Here is an 18,195-nt window from a genome sequence, read left to right as displayed (position 1 = left end):
CATTCAAGACGTTTGGGTATCTGCGACACTTGGGGTTATAATCGCCGCCATTATGTATAAATAACCAGTGGCGAAGTCATGATCGATCCCTCTCTATTGCTCGACGGTCTCAACGATAAACAACGCGAAGCGGTGGCAGCGCCACTGGAAAACTTACTGATTTTGGCCGGTGCAGGCAGTGGTAAAACCCGCGTACTGGTGCACCGGATTGCGTGGCTGATGTCGGTGGAAGAAGCCTCACCGTTTTCGGTGATGGCGGTGACCTTTACCAACAAAGCTGCAGCCGAAATGCGTGGTCGAATTGAAGAGCTGATGCATGGCACCGCCTCTGGTATGTGGTGTGGGACTTTCCACGGTATTTGCCATCGTATTCTGCGCGCCCATTATCTCGACGCTAAGCTGCTGGAAGATTTTCAGATCATCGACAGTGACGATCAGCAGCGTCTGCTCAAACGCCTCATCAAAGCGCACAATCTGGATGATAAACAGTGGCCGGCACGCCAAGTCGCGTGGTGGATCAACAATCAAAAAGATGAAGGGTTGCGCCCGGCGCACATCAACGCCTTTGATCCGGTTACTCAAACTTATCTCAAGCTGTACACCGCTTACCAAGAAGCGTGCGATCGCGCGGGCTTGGTCGATTTCGCCGAAATTTTGCTGCGCGCCCTAGAGCTTCTGCGTGGTAATCAGCACATTCGCGAGCATTATCAGGCGCGCTTTAAGCATATTTTGGTCGATGAATTCCAAGACACCAACGCGATTCAGTACGCGTGGCTACGCATGATGGCGGGTGCACAGTCGAACGTAATGATTGTCGGTGACGATGACCAGTCGATATACGGCTGGCGTGGCGCACGAGTGGAAAACATCGAAAAATTTACCCGCGAATTCCCGAGCGTGAATACCATTCGACTGGAGCAAAATTACCGCTCCACCAAAACCATTTTGGAAGCCTCGAATACACTGATTGCGAATAACAGTGAGCGAATGGGCAAACAGTTGTGGACTGACGGTTTGGTTGGCGAACCTATTTCGGTGTACTCGGCGTATAACGAGCTCGATGAAGCGCGCTTTGTGGTCAGTAAGATCAAAGGCTGGCAGGAGCAGGGCGGGACACTCACCGATTGTGCGATCTTGTACCGTAACAACGCCCAGTCACGGGTACTGGAAGAGGCGTTATTGCAAGCGAGTTTGGCGTACCGCATTTATGGCGGGATGCGCTTTTTCGAGCGTCAAGAGATTAAAGATGCGCTGAGTTACTTGCGTCTGATTAATAACCGCAATGACGATACCGCGTTTGAGCGGGTGATTAATACCCCACCGCGCGGTTTGGGTGATAAAACCCTAGAGACCATTCGCTTTGCCGCGCGAGATCGCGGCTGCACCTTGTGGGATGCCAGTGTCGGTCTGCTCAATGACCAAGTCTTAACTGGGCGTGCAGCTAGCGCGCTGAGCCGCTTTGTTGAACTGATCAACGCCTTGGAAGAGGAAGGCATCGACATGCCGCTGCATGTGCTGACTGACCACGCGGTAAAAACCTCTGGTCTGCTGGAGATGTATCAGCAGGAAAAAGGCGAAAAATCCAAAGCGAGGATTGAAAACTTGGAAGAGCTGGTGACGGCGACGCGCCAGTTTGAAAAGCCAGAAGAAGCGCAGGATATGACCATGCTGACCGCATTTTTGACCCATGCGGCACTGGAAGCCGGTGAAGGTCAAGCCGATGAGCATGATGATGCGGTACAGCTGATGACCTTGCACAGTGCTAAAGGGTTGGAATTCCCTCAAGTGTTTATGGTGGGTGTGGAAGAGGGCATGTTCCCGAGCCAAATGTCTGCTGAAGAAGCCGGGCGCCTCGAAGAAGAGCGCCGCCTGTGTTATGTCGGCATGACGCGTGCGATGCAAAAGCTCTACATCACCTACGCGGAGATGCGTCGTTTGTATGGGCAAGACAAGTATCACAAACCCTCACGTTTTATTCGTGAACTGCCGGAAGGCTGCTTAGACGAAGTGCGCATGAAAGCACAAGTCAGCCGCCCAACCAGTACGGGACGCTTTAGCCAAACGGTAGTTAAAGAGAGTTTTAACGAAACGGGGTTTAGTTTGGGTTCACGAGTGCGTCACCCGAAATTTGGTGAAGGCACCATCATTAACTTTGAAGGCAGTGGTCCGCAAAGCCGAGTGCAAGTGGCGTTTAATGGCGAAGGCATTAAGTGGTTAGTCACGGCTTATGCAAGATTGGAGAAGGTGTAAGCGGCTTTTATAGCGGGGATTGATTGCCTCTTTGCAAGAGGCAATCTCTTGGCTGTTTCTCTTATTCGCTATGTAAAAACGACCATAAAAGAAAACCCCGGGGGCAAGCCCACCGGGGTTAGAGTCTTACTCGCAGCAATCCAGCTACTCAAAGTGCTCCCTGCATCAAATCCTTGATAGTATGCCGAAATCCGTCAGCTCAATCCTTGCATCGCCTTCCTAGCGGTGTCCTATGTCATCCATTACACTCACAATCCTCGTGAGTTCACATCACTTGTTCCCTGAGCGGTGTCCCTGCCATCATCCTGATGTTCAGTCCGTGCCTCGTCCAGAGGTGTCCATTTCCCATCCTTGTCGTTACCATCCTAGTAACGATTGCGTCCGTTCAATGTCCTGTTTCGCTTTCCTTGCCGAGCATTCATCCTGAATGTCCGACTCTTCATCCTGAAGATCACCAATCCGTGGTGTTTTCCTGTTCCGTGTCAGTATCCTTCCGACGAGATTCATCTTACTCAGATGGAGTTTCTGAACAAGCAAATGAAATGGATTTCTGGAGTAGGTAAAGCGTTGGTTTTTTATTATTTCATTAAAAAAAACAAATGATTAGATTTATTTTGTCCATTTTTCTGGTGGAATAAATCGAATTTATCCTACCGCTTTGTAAGAGATCTCTTACAAAGCGATGAGCTAAAGTAGGATTACTCCTAACCGAGTGCTTGCATGATTGCTCGGCTGGCTTGCCATAAAATGACGCCTCCCGCCAAAATAAACACCAACGCGCATAAGCTGTCGATGGAACGAGTAATACGCTGCATGCGTTGCTGCATTGCCGAAGTGGTGAGCAACCAAGCTAAACAGGAAAACCACGTTAAGGATAAGCCAACCAAAATCACTGCCGCACTCACTTTGCCAGACACGGACATACTGGCTGGGATCAGGCTGGATAATAAGCTGACAAAAAACACCAAGGCTTTCGGGTTGAGTAAGTTGGTCATGATGCCTTTGGTAAAGGCTTGGCGGTGGCTGTTCAGCAGTGCCACCGAGCTATTGGTCACTGGGGTGCTGCTTTTTCGCGCCAAAACGGACTGCAAAGCTCCCACCCCGAGATAGAGCAGATAGCTGCCTCCTGCTAATTGCAGCAGGTTAAACAGGAGTGGCTGTTGTTTGACTAAGTAGCTGATGCCGGTGAGGCTCAAAATCAAATGCACTAAAATGCCGCACGACAAACCTAACGCGATCATCACGCCGGTTTTACGCCCGTGCTGTGTGGCGTTTTGCACCACTAAGGCGACATCCGGCCCTGGGCTTAATAAGGCAATAAAATGCACACCGGCTAAGGTGGCTAAAATGGACATTTCGTTCATGCTTTCTCCTTACAGTATTCACCCAGTATGCCGCGCGGCGAGAGCGAGGAGCTTGTAAATTTTTGGCAGCGTGGCTAAGAAAAGCGAGTGATCAAAGAAGGCGAAAGGCCATAAGTGGCTTTGAAGGCTTTACTGAAATGGGCCTGATCATAAAAACCGACTTGATAAGCCACTTCGGTGCCTTGTGTTCCTGTTTTTAACAGCTTCATGGCTTGCTCTAGGCGTAACCGCCGTAACCAAGCGTAAGGAGTGAGTCCCGTTTGGGCTTTAAAATGGCGCTGAAATTGAGTTGGCGAGAGTTGGCATAGCTGCGCTAACTGTTCGAGCCGGATCGGTTGGTCAAGCTGGCTGAGTACCCACTCTTTGAGCAGGGCGAGATTGTGCTGGCCAAGCGGTTTGACGGCGGGCTGTTTTAGGTAGCTATAGCGTTCCAGTAGCGGAGCCAATCCTTGATAGGGTAAGCAATCTTTGGCGAGCTGGCTGAGCTGGTCTTGCCGCAGCAAATGATGGAGTTGCTGGAGCGAGCGAAACAGCGTGGTATCTTCCACGATCAGTTGCTCAAAGCCAATCACCTGCTCAATGTTGCTGGCTTCGAGCGTCTGCTGTAACCATTCAGGCTCAATTGCAAACACTTGCACTTGATAGCCCGCATCGTTGTGCGCTTGGCCATCATGCAGTTCATCGGGTGACATCAAGACCATGCCACCTTGTCCTACTTGGTGCCATGCTCCTTGATGATAAAAGCGTTGCACACCTTGGGTGATAAGGCCGATATGGATATCCAGATGGTAGTGACGCTCAAACGCAAACTGGCGATAGTCTGCTTCAATCAGACTAATCGCGGGGTAAGCGGTTGGGCGATAATTCACTGTATCCATAGAGACCAAAAAGTAGGCTAAATTGCCAAAATCTTAAGCGGTGAGTCAGAGCTTGTCTTGTAAAAAATGATCAGCACCTCTGCGCGTGGGTGGGAAAAATGAGGTGCGAGTAAAAAGTGATGGACAGACTCTGCCCATCACGCTTTGAGTTAACGCTTACTCGCCGATAGCAACGCCTTCACGGCGTGGGTCAGCAGCCCCTTCAAGACCTTGCGCGGTAATACGAATGGCGTGCAGACCTGAGTTGAGCTCTTTGATCCCTACTTTCGCTCCCAAGCTTTCCAGCGCGGGCTTGAACTGCTCGGCGGAGGTGCCTTGTTCTAGCTCGATTTCGCCAAAACGATTCAGCACATGCGGTTGATTGATCGCGGCTTGAATGTCCATATCCCACTGAATGTGCGCAATCAGTGCTTGCGCCACATAGCCAATAATTCGGCTGCCACCGGGTGAGCCAATCGCCAAATAGGGTTGGTTATCCTGCAAGACAATGGTCGGTGCCATTGAAGAGCGTGGGCGTTTGCCCGGCTCTAGGCGATTGGCAATCGGGCGGCCTTCACTTTGCGTGGCAAACGAAAAATCGGTCAGTTCGTTGTTGAGTAAAAAGCCGCGCACCAACAAGCGTGAACCGAACGCGTTTTCGATCGAGGTGGTGAAGGAAACCACGTTGCCTTCACGGTCAACAATATTAAAGTGGCTGGTGGAGGGCAGTTCTATCGACTGATCGGGGCTGCGTAGCTGCGCATGATGCCAAGGCGGATTGCCTGCTGGCGCACTGGTCAGCGCTTTGCCGGGTTGGATGAGTTTAGCGCGCTCGGCCAGATAGGTTTTATCCAATAAGCCTTGGGTCGGAACGGGCACATAATCTTGATCGGCCATGTACAAGCCGCGATCGGCAAACGCCAGCTGTGAGGCATCCCCCAGCACTTGCCATGATTTCACATCCTGCGCGCCCCAACCTTTGAGATCGTATTGTTCGGTGAGGGCGAGAATTTGTCCCACTGTCAGGCCACCTGAACTTGGCAGCCCCATGCCGCAGACTTGATAGCTTTGATAAGCCGCGCACACGGGCGCACGCTGTTTGACTTGGTACGTATCAAAATCTTGTTGAGCGAGCACACCGGGATTGCCCGGCGCATTTTGCACCGTGGCGATGATGTCTTTGGCGATGTCACCTTGATAGAAGGCGGAAGCGCCTTGCTGTGCGATGGCTTTGAGTGTGGCGGCGTAGTCCGGGTTTTTCAGTAAAGTGCCAGCTGTGAGGGGTTCACCTTGTGCATCAAAGAAATAGGCTTTGGTGGCAGGAAAACGGCCTAAACGCTCTTTATCTTCTGCAATGAGTGCCGCGAGGCGAGGACTTACCTCAAAGCCTTGCTCGGCGAGTTTGGCGACAGGTTCAATCAAGCGCGCCCATTCCAGCTTGCCGTATTGACGATGGGTTTCCCACAGCAGTTTGACCGTACCGGGAGTACCAACCGAGCGACCGCCGACCACGGCATCGTAAAATTTCATTGGCTGACCTGTACTATCTAAAAACAGTTCAGGTGTGGCGTTGAGTGGCGCGGTTTCGCGGCCATCGAACGTAGTGAGCGCTTTTTTCTTGGCATCCCAGTAGACCAAAAACGATCCACCGCCAATGCCGGATGATTGCGGCTCAACCAAGCCCAGCATCAGTTGCGTAGCCACCATCGCATCTATCGCATTACCGCCTTGGCGTAAAATCGAAGCCCCCGCTTCGCTCGCCAGTGGGTTAGCTGCGGTCACCATCCAGTTTTTGGCTTTGACTAACGGTTTGTGCTCAAAGCCAGTGGCTTGTTCTGGCGCAACCGCATCGGTGGCTTGATTCGGGGTGGCTTGTGCAGCTATCGCAAACATCAGCGCAGAAAGCGCCAAGGGGGTATGAGTCCAATTCATGCCCATCTCCATTTTCGTTGTTATGAAGATGTCATGTTAACGGTGGGTTAAAGAGTTGTTCTAGCAGGTTGTTGGCTAAATCGCCGATTCATGCAGCAATGTCTCAGGATTGAACGAGTTAGAGGAGATGGAATTGAGAGGTAAGCAAGGGATTACTTACCTCGGTGGCGCGAACTAACGTGCACGCCGTGCGGCATGTCCTGCTTTTAAACCATCAAAACTGAAGATGAGGAGTGCGCCCCAAATAAAAGCAAAGGTAATGGCTTTATCGCTGGTGAAAGCCTCGTCATACACCAGGACTGCCAGTAAAAACATCAAACTTGGGCCAATGTATTGGAAAAAGCCTAAGGTAGACAGTTTGAGGTGTGCTGCGGCGCCGGTAAAGCACAGCAGAGGCAAGGTAGTGACGACTCCTGCGGAGATCAGCAGTAGGTTAAGTTGCCAACCATTGAGTAGCAGATTACTGGTGGTACTGTCAGCAAACCAAAACAGATAAATCGCCGCAGCCGGCAGCATAAATAGGGTTTCTAGAAATAGCCCTGTTTGCGCGTCGACTTGGATCTTTTTACGCAGCAGACCATAAAAGCCAAAGCTGGTGGCAAGGGCAATCGCCACAATTGGCACTGAGCCAAACACCACCAGCTGAATACCCACCCCAATGGCGGCAAGCGCGACCGCAAACCACTGCAATTTACGCAGGCGCTCCCCTAAAAACAGCATGCCGAGCAGCACGTTGAGTAGCGGATTAATGTAGTAGCCCAAACTGGCATCCAGCATATGGTTAGCGTTGATAGACCAGATAAAAATCAACCAGTTACCCCCTACGAGCAAGGCGGTGAGCAACAGCAGCCAAAATTTGCGCGGAGTTTGCACTACTCCCACCACGTTGCGCCAACGGCGACCAAGGTGAATGAGTACGGCAAGTAATACAAATGACCACAGAACACGGTGACTGAGGATTTCTGGTGCGGATACGGTGCCAAGTGCTTTGAAGTAAATCGGTGCCACACCCCACATGGTGTAAGCGCTGATGGCGAGCAGAATACCTTTTTTAGCGTTGTGTTGGTCAGGCGTCATGGATGATTTCTCTGGCTATCGTTATGACCGCGTCGGCCGCGGAGGGATCGGAGTATAACCTGAGAATCACAACCTGTACGTATTTTGCGGTTTTATTCACCGAGTAACCCCTCTACAATAGCCAGCTTGTTGGCGACCAATGACTCTCACTTTGCACTCTATCGATATGACCGCGACTTTAATGGCTGAATCTTCCGCTCTCCCTGCCACTCCTGAACGTGTATTGCACGAGGTGTTTGGTTATCAGCAATTTCGCGTTGGTCAGCAAGAGGTGATTGAGGCGGCGCTGGCTGGGCGTGATAGCTTGGTCATTATGCCGACGGGCGGTGGTAAATCACTCTGTTACCAGATCCCAGCGCTGGTGCGCGAAGGGGTCACCTTAGTGATTTCTCCCCTGATTTCGCTGATGAAAGATCAGGTTGACCAGCTTAAAGCCAATGGTGTGGCGGCAGAGTGCGTGAATTCTACCTTGGCGCGCGAGGAGCTGATCGCGATTTACAACCGCATGCACGCAGGGCAGCTCAAGCTGTTGTATGTGTCGCCAGAGCGGGTATTGACCGCCGAGTTTATCGAACGGCTCAGCCATCTGCCGTTAGCCATGATTGCGGTTGATGAAGCGCACTGTATTTCGCAATGGGGACACGATTTTCGCCCTGAATACGCCTCACTAGGTCAGCTTAAGCAGCGTTTCCCGAATGTGCCGGTGATGGCGCTGACGGCGACTGCGGATGACGCGACCCGTCACGACATTATGCAGCGTTTGCAGCTCAATGAGCCGCATCAGTATCTGGGCAGCTTTGATCGCCCGAACATTCGCTACATGCTGGTGGAAAAACACAAGCCGGTTTCGCAAGTGATCCGTTATCTGGAAACGCAGCGCGGGCAGTGCGGCATCATCTATTGTGGTAGCCGTAAAAAAGTGGAAATGCTCACTGAAAAGCTGTGCGGCAACCACATTCGCGCCGCCAGTTACCATGCCGGGATGGACGCCGATGAACGCGCTTGGGTGCAAGAGGCGTTTCAGCGTGATGACCTGCAAATTGTGGTGGCGACCGTGGCGTTTGGCATGGGGATTAATAAACCCAACGTGCGCTTTGTGGTGCATTTTGATATTCCACGCAACATTGAATCTTACTATCAGGAAACGGGCCGCGCAGGGCGTGATGGCCTGCCTGCTGAAGCCATGATGCTGTACGACCCCGCCGACATGAACTGGCTGCGCCGCATGCTCGATGAAAAGCCCGATGGCGCGCAAAAACAGGTTGAAAGCCACAAACTCACCGCCATGGGCGCGTTTGCTGAAGCGCAAACTTGTCGCCGCCAAGTGTTGCTCAATTATTTTGGCGAATATCGCGATAAGCCATGTGGTAACTGCGATATCTGCCTCGACCCGCCCAAGCGTTTTGATGCCACGGAAGAGGCGCGCAAAGCGCTGTCGTGTGTCTATCGCGTCAATCAAAACTTCGGGATTGGCTATGTGGTGGAAGTGCTGCGCGGCATGCAGAACATCCGTATTCGCGAGCATGGCCACGACAAAATCACCACCTACGGCATTGGCCGCGATCACAGCCACGATTACTGGGTGAGTATTTTCCGCCAACTGATCCACAAAGGCATGCTCTACCAAAACATCACGCGCAACTCGACATTGCAACTGACCGAAGAAGCGCGCCCGCTGCTGCGCGGTGAAATGAATATTGAGCTGGCGGTACCGCGTTTAGATACCGCGGCGCGCGCGGCGAAATCCGACAAATTGTCGGGCAAAAACTACGACAAAAAGCTGTTTGCCAAACTGCGTAAGCTGCGTAAATCGATCGCCGATGATGAAGGCTTACCACCGTATGTGGTGTTCAGTGACGCCACCTTGATTGACATGGCGGAGATCATGCCGACCTCTTATGGCGAAATGTTGGCGGTGAATGGGGTTGGGCAGCGCAAGCTGGAAAAATACGCCGACCCGTTTTTGGATCTGATTCAGGAGCATTTGACCTATCATGGCTGAGTTTGGTTTAGGTGACTATCTTGCCGCGGAAGGGCGCTTGATTGTGCGCGCCGAAAACTTCGATTTTGAGGCTTTTGCTGAAACCGCTTTGCGTTTGGTGAACTTGCTTTCCGCTCGGGTGCTAGAAAAGCAGTGCGATGCGGATCTTCACACTTGGCTGATCGATTTCGAAGGTTGCCATTTGCTGCTGCGCGGCGAGCATTACAGCCAATCATTGTGGCTAGAAACCCTAACCGCAGGTCAGGGCGATGAGGAGCTGGCGTTTATTGCCAAGCTCTTAACGCCGACCTGCAACTCCAAGTAGTTTATCCCCTTCCTACTTGAAGCTGCAGCGGTGTTGGCTACGTTCGTTTACCCCAATCACATAGTCTGTCTATGCTCATGGGGGATTCACTCACTTGCCGCCGACCTGCAACTCCAAGTCGTTTGGGTATAGGTATGGCATTCAACGCATCTGGCGAATGTCCGAAGAGATGTCATCGATCAACTGCCGCGCGGACGTCTCACGCAGCTGAGTGAGCGTGAGGAAAATCAGGTCAGTCAGCACGTTTTGCGCGGTACGCGAAGCAATCGCGGAGCTGCGGTGCTGTGTTTCATCGGCAATCGTATCCAGGGCCAGATGGGCTAGTTCACGTAAGCGATTTTTGTTCGGCGTGGTCAGAGCAATCACTTTCGCGCCTTGCTGTTTGGCCGCTTCTACAGCAATCAGTATTTCGCGCTTTTCTCCTGAAAATGAAATCGCAATCAGCGCATCTTGACTATTTAAGGTGCGAGCGGTTGCGATCTGCACGTGGCTATCTTGCTCTGTGAGCGCGGTAATGCCGAGCTTGAGCAGCTTAAAAGCGAGATCTTTGGCGACCAGTGCTGAGCCACCAATCCCGATGATCTGTACTCGCACGGCTTGCTGAATCCAGCTGATCGCCTCACTAAACTCATCCAAACGCAGGGCATTGGTCGTGTGCAACATGGCATCGGTTTTGGTTTGCACCAGTTTTTGGGCAATTACGGCGACGGGGTCATCGGCCAAGATGTTGCTGTGTAAAGGCTGGTTGACCATGACTTGTTTGCGTCCCAGCTCTTCGGTGAGGGCGAGTTTAAATTCGCTGTAGCCTTTAAAACCAAGCCGTTGGGTAAATTTGACTATGCTCGATTGGCTGACATTGGCCCACGCGGCCAAATCTTGGCTGGTCATTGCTGCCGCCTGCGCCGCATTGGCGAGAACCCAATCACCAATCTGGCGGCCACTCTCGGAAAGTTGGGTGCGACGGCTGACGATGCGTTGTAGTACGGACATTTTTTACACTCCTTGTGAATAAATTATTCCATTATGGGAATAATGCCTGCCACGCTTCACTCTTTCTCAATCAATGGCTTCATGGTTGAACGTTTATTTTTCTCGATACTTTTCACGATTATTCCAAAAAACGCCTGCTTAAAGAATAACCTTAATTGTGATTCTTATCACCAAAATGGAATATTTTATTCCATAGAATCGCCTCAATTCGAAATTTGCCGAGAAGCCTTATGAAAATTGATTTAACCCGCTTAGTGACCGAAAGCCGTAATCCAGCCAGTGAGCAGATTGATACCTTATCCACATTGGACATGCTGCAAGTGATTAACCAACAAGACCAGTTGGTTGCCTTGGCTGTCGCGCAAACCTTGCCGCAAGTGGCGCAAGCGGTGGAGGCGATCGCGACCGCTTTTTCTCAAGGCGGACGCTTGATTTATATGGGTGCAGGCACCTCTGGCCGCTTAGGGATTCTGGATGCAAGCGAATGTCCACCAACTTATGGCAGTCAACCTGAACAAGTGATTGGTCTGATTGCGGGTGGACATACTGCGATTTTAAAAGCGGTTGAAAATGCCGAAGACAACCGCGAGCTAGGCCAAAGCGATCTCAAAGCCCTGAAGCTGAGTGAAAAGGATGTGCTGGTTGGCATCGCCGCCAGTGGTCGCACCCCCTACGTGATTGCGGGTATGAAGTACGCGCGCTCGGTCGGAGCCACCGTGGTTTCACTGGCGTGCAACCCGGGCTGCCCGATGGAGGCGTGCGCCGATATTGTGATTACCCCCGTAGTGGGTGCGGAAGTGGTCACTGGCTCATCACGCATGAAAGCGGGCACTGCGCAGAAACTGGTGCTCAATATGCTGACCACGGGCGCGATGATCAAAAGTGGCAAAGTGTTTGGCAACTTGATGGTGGATGTGGAAGCGACCAACGCCAAACTCATCCAACGGCAAACCAATATTGTGGTGGAAGCTACAGGCGTAAGTGCTGAGCAAGCCGAAGCCGCATTGGCCGCGTGTGGTCGCCACTGCAAGACCGCAATTTTGATGATTTTGGGTGGCTTTAGCGCAGAGCAAGCGACACAAAAACTGGCGCAGCACCAAGGCTTTATCCGCGCTGCACTTAACTAAAAATAAAACAGGAAGAAACAATACAAGGAGCCGAGTATGGCCAAAATAACCCAAACCATGATGGTGCAAGTGCTGTCGCTGGTGGGCGGCAGTGGTAACGTCGCCAAGTGCGGAAACTGTATGACCCGCCTGCGTTTAACGCTGAGTAATCCTGCGCTTGCCGATCACGCGGCGCTGAAAAAAGTCGCTGGGGTGATGGGCGTGGTTGAGAGTGATGCTCAACTACAGATCATCCTCGGTCCCGGTAAAGCGCAAACGGCCGCGGATATGATGAATGCCTTGATTGAATCGGGCGACAACGTGGAGCCTGCAGTGAGCGAGGCGGATCTCTCCACCATTGCCGCGCAGCAGAAAAAGCAGATGAAGAGCAAGCAAACCAGCGCGGTACAACGCTTTTTGAGCAAGTTTGCCACCATTTTTACCCCGCTGATCCCCGGATTTATTGCCGCAGGATTGCTGCTGGGTATCGCAACTCTACTTGAGCAAATCTATGTGGTTGGTCAAACCCCGAGCGAGTTTATGCTCGATCTGGTGGCTTACCTCAAAGTGTTTGGTAAAGGGCTGTTTGCGTTTCTCAGCATCTTGATTGGATATAACGCGCAGCAGGCATTTGGCGGCTCTGGCGTGAACGGGGCGATTCTGGCTTCGCTGTTTGTACTCGGTTATGACCCAGAAGCGACCAAAGGTATTTACTCAGGGATGAGTGAGTTCTTCGGCTTTACGATTGACCCACGCGGCAACATCATCGGGGTATTACTGGCGGCAATTTTAGGCGCGCAAGTGGAACGGAAAGTGCGTGAATACATGCCGGATGATTTGGATATGATCCTGACTTCGGTGGTGACTCTGCTGATCATGGGGGCGGTGACTTTCCTTGTCATTATGCCGATCGGTGGAGAGCTGTTTAAAGGTATGTCATGGCTGTTCTTAAACCTTAACGATAACCCGTTAGGTGCAGCGATTCTGGCTGGGTTGTTTTTGATTGCGGTGGTGTTTGGCATTCACCAAGGGTTTGTGCCGGTTTATTTCGCGCTGATGGAAGCGCAAGGCTTTAATTCATTGTTCCCAATTCTTGCCATGGCAGGCGCTGGGCAAGTGGGTGCATCACTGGCACTGTATGCCAGAGCGAAAAAAGAGACCACTATTCGCACCCAAATTAAAGGGGCGATCATCCCGGGCATTCTCGGTATCGGTGAGCCACTGATTTATGGCGTGACGCTACCGCGGGTGAAACCTTTTGTTACCGCGTGTATTGGCGGTGCGGCGGGCGGTTTCTTTATCGGTCTCATCTCTTATTTGGGTTTGCCAGTTGGCCTAAATACGGTATTTGGTCCATCCGGTGTGGTAGCGATCCCGCTGATGACTTCAGCCGAAGGTATTTTTGCGGGTATGGCAGTGTTTGTCGGTGGCTTGCTTATCTCCTATGCCGTCGGTTTTGTCACTACTTATTTCTTTGGCTGTAAAGACATTGATCTAAGCTGAGTCGTTTCCCTGTAGGTTATCCCCTCATCAAATTGGGGATCGCAAAAGCGCCCAACTTAGGGCGCTTTCTTTTTAGAGGCTCAAGACGTTACTTTTTAGTGATTTTATCCAGGTAGCCCATCGCAAAAGCCGATACCACAAAAGTAATGTGCAGCAGCAAGTACCATTTGATTTTGTCACTTTCGATGTTTTCCGTGTTCATAAACACTTTGAGCAGATGAATCGAAGAGATGGCCACAATCGAAGCCGACACTTTGTTTTTCAGCGAGCTGGTATCAAGCTTGCCCAGCCAACCGAGTTTATCTTCGCTCTCATCGACATCGAGTTTAGACACGAAGTTCTCATATCCAGAAAACATCACCATCACGATAAGGCCGCCCACCAGCGACACATCAATCAAAGAGAGCGCGACGAGGATCAGATCCACCTCTTTGATGGTAAAAATGTTTGGCAGCAGGTGGAAAATTTCTTGGAAGAATTTAATGCCCAGCGCGAGCAGCAGCAGGCTTAAGCCAAGATAAATCGGCGCCATAATCCAACGTGCAGAGTAAAGAAGCTTTTCTATGAGTCGTTCCATGGGTTTCCAATTACTAAAAGATAATGTCATTAAAGAAAAGCCCCGAATCAACGAGGCTTGAAGGGTTATTCGATGTTTTCGAACAGCTCATTGAGTAGCGCCTAGACCCTAAAAATCAACGAATTATAGGAAATAAACCGATCAAAAATGTCTGTTTTCCCACCAAGCTGCCCACTATTTGCGAATAGCTTTTACAAAATCTGAATGGTGCTCGAAGCTATGACTACGGAAAAACAGTGCCGGTTTATGCTGCTGTTAGGGTCCAAAACATAGCAGTTTTGAAGGGCTTTATCGAGCACGATTTCCGTCAACATAGCTTTGCCATTTTTTTACTGGTCCTACGCGATAGTAATGAGTCAGCAGAAAACTCACCTAGTCGGAAATGGACATTATGGTGTCCATTTTAATAGAAATAAGCTCAATATGGATACTATGGTATCCAAGAGGGATAAGACTGAGTGTCGAATGGTAGGCATCAGGTCTACAAATTGTTACCCCTAAGGTAACTTTGTGTAGACCTCGGGGCTAAGCAACGCGCCTTTACCATCTCTGAGGTAAATACTGGGTGAAATACAAAGGCATCACGATATTGGTTTGTTCTAACGCTGAAGAGCCTTGTGTACCCGTTAACTTAAAGGTTTTACTTGGAGTACATTTTTCAACGTAGGATGCCAACGATTTTGCTCTTGTACGTTTACCACTTTTGACTTCAACAGGGACGATATCGCCTTCATCGGTTGCCAAAATAAATTCGATTTCGGCGCGGGCATCATTCCATGAATAGCTTGGGTCAACGCCAACAGCGGTAAGCTCTTGTTGCACAAAGTTTTCAGCCACATAACCTTTGTATTCATAGTTTTGTTGCTTAATCTCTTTATAACTGCTGCCTAGCATATGATTGAGCAGGCCCACATCAAACAGAAACAGTTTCACCATATTTTCTTTTTTATAGGCCGCTAACGGAGATTTCGGCAACCCTTCAACAGGGTAGTTTGGCAAAGCTAAGCGGCAGCAGTTAAGCCAATGGATCGCGGTTTCAAAATCGCTATAACGAGATTTACGCTCATGCACATGCTTAAATTTAAAGCGTTTAACCGACTCATCGCTGACAAGTGATAGCTGGGCTGGAATGCTATTAAATACCGATTCAATCAGTGTGGCATCGACCTTGCCCGCGTACTTACCAAAATCGCGGCGATAACCTTCAACTAAATCAGCATGAATTTTTGTGACTTTTTCAACACGCTCTAGAATGCTTGAATCTTTAAACTGATACCAAGCAGAAACGGCTTCCGGCATACCACCGGTAAAAAAGTAGTCTGTTAGTTTATCCATCAATTTAGTGTGTACTGCCGGTGTGCTTGCTTGACTATCAAACGCTTTGATCAGCGCTTGCTCGTTGGATGCGTAAATAAATTCTTGGAAGGTCAGTGGTCGTAAATTGTATTGTTCTACCTTGCCCACAGGGAAGGTGTTGAGCAAACCAATGTTAGAACCGCTAGCTGCGACAAAATAGGACGGTGCTTTTTCGGCAAAATACTTCAGCGAAGTTACGGCTCGTTCACATTCGCCAATTTCATCTAATATCAGCAAGTCGGTTTCTGGATTGAACGCTTGGTTGGTTAACAACTCAATGTTCATGACTAGCTCGTCAGGTGACAGAGAGCCATCGAACGCTTCTTTGTAGGCAGGGTTTTCAAGGAAGTCGATACGAAGGGTGTTGGCAAAGGTGTTCCCAAACAACTCTTGCAGCAGATAGGTTTTACCAGTTTGTCTTGCGCCATCGATCAATAATGGCTTGCGCACCGGTTGATTTTTCCATGCTATTAGGGCGTTGAGTAAGTTGCGCTGCATTGTCATTTCCCGCCAATTAAGACTGTTAACTGCCTGTAGTATAGCTCAGTCTACACTTTTACGCGCAGAAAAGTGCGGAATTTTACATTTTTATGCGCATAAAAGTGTTGTGGCGTTCTAATTGAGCAAGACTTTCCCTTTTTGAGAAAGCTTTTGTCACTTATCCATTGGGCTTTTGGGGCAGTTTGGGCAAAGCCTTAATTCACGCCATTTAGCCACACACTAACCCTGCCCGCATGGCATTTATTATTTTGGGCACTATCTACAAACTGGGGCAAGTAGCTACCTATACCCTCAGAAAGCTGCACGATCTGGGCATTTATCTGCCTACTGCGTCCGTTTAGTACTGTCAAACTCCTAACTGAACTTAACAGAGCAGTGAGGCTTATGTTGAAACAATAGAAACAATGAACCCAACTACACAAACATCCGCAACATCAACGCACACAGCTCGTCAGCAGCGGATTTGAGTGTTGCCGCTCGCCCTCAAATACGCATCAACAGGTGCAATAGAAAGTAAACCTGCTTCACGACTTCGTGATTAACTTCACTCGGCTCCAGTTGGCCATGCACAAGTTGGCAGCGTACTTGGTAGATGATTTCCAAGAGCCCATTAAATAATGCTGATCGATCATCGGTGAGCTTAAGAGCATTGTTAATGGTAATGCCGGGGGCGCGCTTTTTAACAACGAGGCTACCGTAGTTTTTCGGGTGTGGCGTCAGTAGGCAGTTGGTGAGAGTGATACCTGTTGCAGTGTTGTTTTCATCCCATAGCAGTTGGGTGCTGTTTAGTGCAAACGACAAGGCTTCAATCACATTGATAAGCTCAGCATGTTCTTTGGTACCTTCCGAGCTTAATAACCGATCAAAGCGGGAATAGATTTTATTGCGGGTGCTGTGGTCATCGCGCAGCTTATTGAGAAAGTCCCGGTCCTTACGGGTGGTAATTTCTGAATAGTGCGAGCGATACCAAGCATTGGTGGAAAGCCACAGTACAACCAATTGCGGGAAGTAATCCACTTCGGCCTTTTCACGCCACTCCTTGTAGAAGTCTCCGCTCATATCACCCCCTGCAAATAAGCCAAAGCGGCGGCTTCGCTGTCTTCGATGGCAATTTCTACGGCGCGTTTGGCAGCATCGAGTAAACTGCTTGCTCTTTGCCGGTTTGCGGCAGCTTCTTGTACGGATTGCTGAATGGCGAGTTGCATTTTTGTATCAATTGTCGGAATGGGAAGCGAAAGTAGGTCAGCTTCAGAAATTGCCGGATACATGGTCGCGCTGGTATGCAAATCCATCAGTTCACAAAAGAGCGGCAGGCGAAGATAGGTTAGCAACACTTCGCTACTGATTTTCTGGGGATTCAACACCACAAAACCCGAAGAACAGACGTTGCCGTCCTGCTCTTTCGCAATTAGGGCCGAGAGCCTGCGAATGGGACGTACCGTTGAGGTGATGATGTCGCCAGCGCGCACAAATTGTGTTGCCCGGCTGGGGGCTTCTTTTTGCGGAAGTGTTTCGGCAACGGCTGTTCCATCGCTTCCCAATCCTCCAATTTCGATATAGTTAAAGTTCCCTGAATCACCGGACTTAAATCGCTCATGCCGTGCCGGGGCAACGTCGCCTATCGTTAGGCCGTCCTGACCTAATCGTTCCATCAGTTCTCTGACGCGAGGTGCGAAAAACTGAGAGTCCAAACGGCCATATGTAAAAGCAACACTGCTGGAGCGCACGTAGCATAGAGGGGTGGCCGGCGTCCAGTTATTCAAGCCTAGGCTTTTTAGTAGCATCAATTCTGCTTGCAAGATATGCTGCTTTGATTGCTCCATTTTTTTTGAGGTCAACTCAATAAAGTCTTTTATTTGATTGCAAAACTCATTAGAAAATGAAGGTATTGTAATGCTCTGGACTTCAGGAAGATTTAAATTGTATTGCCCTGTTGGCCTTGCAAGACGACGAACTTGGGTTTTTCCATATTTACATGCAAGAAAGCAAAAGATTATTTCAGGTGGCATTAACAAATTAGTTGCCCTGATCAATGCCATTGCCTGTGTAATGTTTGCCTCTGGAAAATCTGATGGAACCAATGAAACTCTTCCAATTACATCGGTCGTTGCACCGACAATATTTATCAGTACATCCTTTGGTTTAAGACTGGTTTTCTCCATTCTACTGGCGATTTCAGGAGTTATCCGATAAAAACTTTCAGCATCATTTGTGTTTAGCGGTCGATTCTGTATGTCTACAGTTTTAAGTAAAATAACCCCTTCACTGAGCTCATCATCTCTGTCTGATGGTGTTGTTCCGCTTCTAACGATAGCGATACCTCCAATTGAGTTTGAAAACCTTGGAAGCTTTAGAAACTCTTTCATGAAATACAGA

14 protein-coding genes are annotated in these 18,195 nt (G+C 49.9%); 5 read left to right on the top strand and 9 right to left on the bottom strand.

What is annotated here, in order from left to right; all coding sequences use genetic code 11:
• Window positions 1-78 precede the first annotated feature (78 nt).
• Window positions 79-2,250 (top strand): DNA helicase II, encoded by a 2,172-nt coding sequence (uvrD, locus tag CEQ48_RS18290; protein WP_089072188.1) that lies wholly within the window; start codon window positions 79-81, stop codon window positions 2,248-2,250.
• 704 nt (window positions 2,251-2,954) lie between these two features.
• Here uvrD and CEQ48_RS18285 read toward each other — a convergent pair.
• The 4 genes from CEQ48_RS18285 to rarD form a co-directional block, all read right to left on the bottom strand.
• A complete protein-coding gene (locus CEQ48_RS18285) occupies window positions 2,955-3,614 on the bottom strand; it encodes a LysE family translocator (RefSeq protein ID WP_055030277.1) in 660 nt (219 codons plus the stop codon).
• Window positions 3,615-3,688: 74 nt separating this feature from the next.
• Window positions 3,689-4,492: an AraC family transcriptional regulator gene (locus CEQ48_RS18280; protein ID WP_198301205.1), complete on the bottom strand. Its 804-nt coding sequence runs from the start codon at window positions 4,490-4,492 to the stop codon at window positions 3,689-3,691.
• Window positions 4,493-4,648: 156 nt separating this feature from the next.
• Window positions 4,649-6,403: a gamma-glutamyltransferase gene (ggt, locus tag CEQ48_RS18275; RefSeq protein ID WP_198301204.1), complete on the bottom strand. Its 1,755-nt coding sequence runs from the start codon at window positions 6,401-6,403 to the stop codon at window positions 4,649-4,651.
• 174 nt (window positions 6,404-6,577) lie between these two features.
• A complete protein-coding gene (rarD, locus tag CEQ48_RS18270; RefSeq protein ID WP_089072185.1) occupies window positions 6,578-7,480 on the bottom strand; it encodes an EamA family transporter RarD in 903 nt (300 codons plus the stop codon).
• Window positions 7,481-7,646: 166 nt separating this feature from the next.
• On the opposite strand from rarD, the gene recQ reads away from it, so the two are divergent.
• Both recQ and CEQ48_RS18260 read left to right on the top strand, forming a co-directional pair.
• Window positions 7,647-9,482, top strand: coding sequence for an ATP-dependent DNA helicase RecQ (recQ, locus tag CEQ48_RS18265; protein ID WP_089072394.1), 1,836 nt, complete (start codon window positions 7,647-7,649; stop codon window positions 9,480-9,482).
• Window positions 9,475-9,786, top strand: coding sequence for a DUF3630 family protein (locus tag CEQ48_RS18260; RefSeq protein ID WP_089072184.1), 312 nt, complete (start codon window positions 9,475-9,477; stop codon window positions 9,784-9,786). Before recQ ends, CEQ48_RS18260 begins: the two co-directional genes overlap by 8 nt.
• A 141-nt stretch (window positions 9,787-9,927) precedes the next feature.
• Here the strand turns inward: CEQ48_RS18260 and CEQ48_RS18255 are convergent, their stop codons facing one another.
• A complete protein-coding gene (locus CEQ48_RS18255; RefSeq protein WP_089072183.1) occupies window positions 9,928-10,776 on the bottom strand; it encodes a MurR/RpiR family transcriptional regulator in 849 nt (282 codons plus the stop codon).
• Window positions 10,777-11,006: 230 nt separating this feature from the next.
• Here CEQ48_RS18255 and murQ point away from each other — a divergent pair, with 230 nt between their 5' ends.
• Window positions 11,007-11,903 (top strand): N-acetylmuramic acid 6-phosphate etherase, encoded by an 897-nt coding sequence (murQ, locus tag CEQ48_RS18245; protein WP_181710918.1) that lies wholly within the window; start codon window positions 11,007-11,009, stop codon window positions 11,901-11,903.
• A 36-nt stretch (window positions 11,904-11,939) separates the two neighbouring features.
• Window positions 11,940-13,385: a PTS N-acetylmuramic acid transporter subunit IIBC gene (murP, locus tag CEQ48_RS18240; RefSeq protein WP_089072180.1), complete on the top strand. Its 1,446-nt coding sequence runs from the start codon at window positions 11,940-11,942 to the stop codon at window positions 13,383-13,385.
• 88 nt (window positions 13,386-13,473) lie between these two features.
• On the opposite strand, the gene CEQ48_RS18235 is transcribed toward murP, so the two are convergent.
• The 4 genes from CEQ48_RS18235 to CEQ48_RS18220 all read right to left on the bottom strand — a co-directional run bounded on the left by CEQ48_RS18235 (window position 13,474) and on the right by CEQ48_RS18220 (window position 18,185).
• Window positions 13,474-13,962 (bottom strand): TIGR00645 family protein, encoded by a 489-nt coding sequence (locus tag CEQ48_RS18235; RefSeq protein ID WP_069730420.1) that lies wholly within the window; start codon window positions 13,960-13,962, stop codon window positions 13,474-13,476.
• A gap of 540 nt (window positions 13,963-14,502) precedes the next feature.
• Window positions 14,503-15,816, bottom strand: a complete 1,314-nt coding sequence (locus tag CEQ48_RS18230) for an ATP-binding protein (protein WP_089072179.1) — start codon at window positions 15,814-15,816, stop codon at window positions 14,503-14,505.
• 486 nt (window positions 15,817-16,302) lie between these two features.
• Window positions 16,303-16,878 (bottom strand): hypothetical protein, encoded by a 576-nt coding sequence (locus tag CEQ48_RS18225; RefSeq protein ID WP_089072178.1) that lies wholly within the window; start codon window positions 16,876-16,878, stop codon window positions 16,303-16,305.
• The gene (locus CEQ48_RS18220) at window positions 16,875-18,185 is read right to left on the bottom strand and encodes a restriction endonuclease subunit S domain-containing protein (RefSeq protein WP_157724705.1); all 1,311 of its coding nucleotides are present in this window, start codon (window positions 18,183-18,185) and stop codon (window positions 16,875-16,877) included. Before CEQ48_RS18220 ends, CEQ48_RS18225 begins: the two co-directional genes overlap by 4 nt.
• Window positions 18,186-18,195 lie beyond the last annotated feature (10 nt).

Origin of the sequence: Vibrio tarriae (assembly GCF_002216685.1) — a bacterium.
GTDB lineage: Bacteria > Pseudomonadota > Gammaproteobacteria > Enterobacterales > Vibrionaceae > Vibrio > Vibrio tarriae.
The sequence above is the reverse complement of the archived record's forward strand: the minus strand, read 5'-3'. Positions and strand labels throughout refer to the sequence as shown.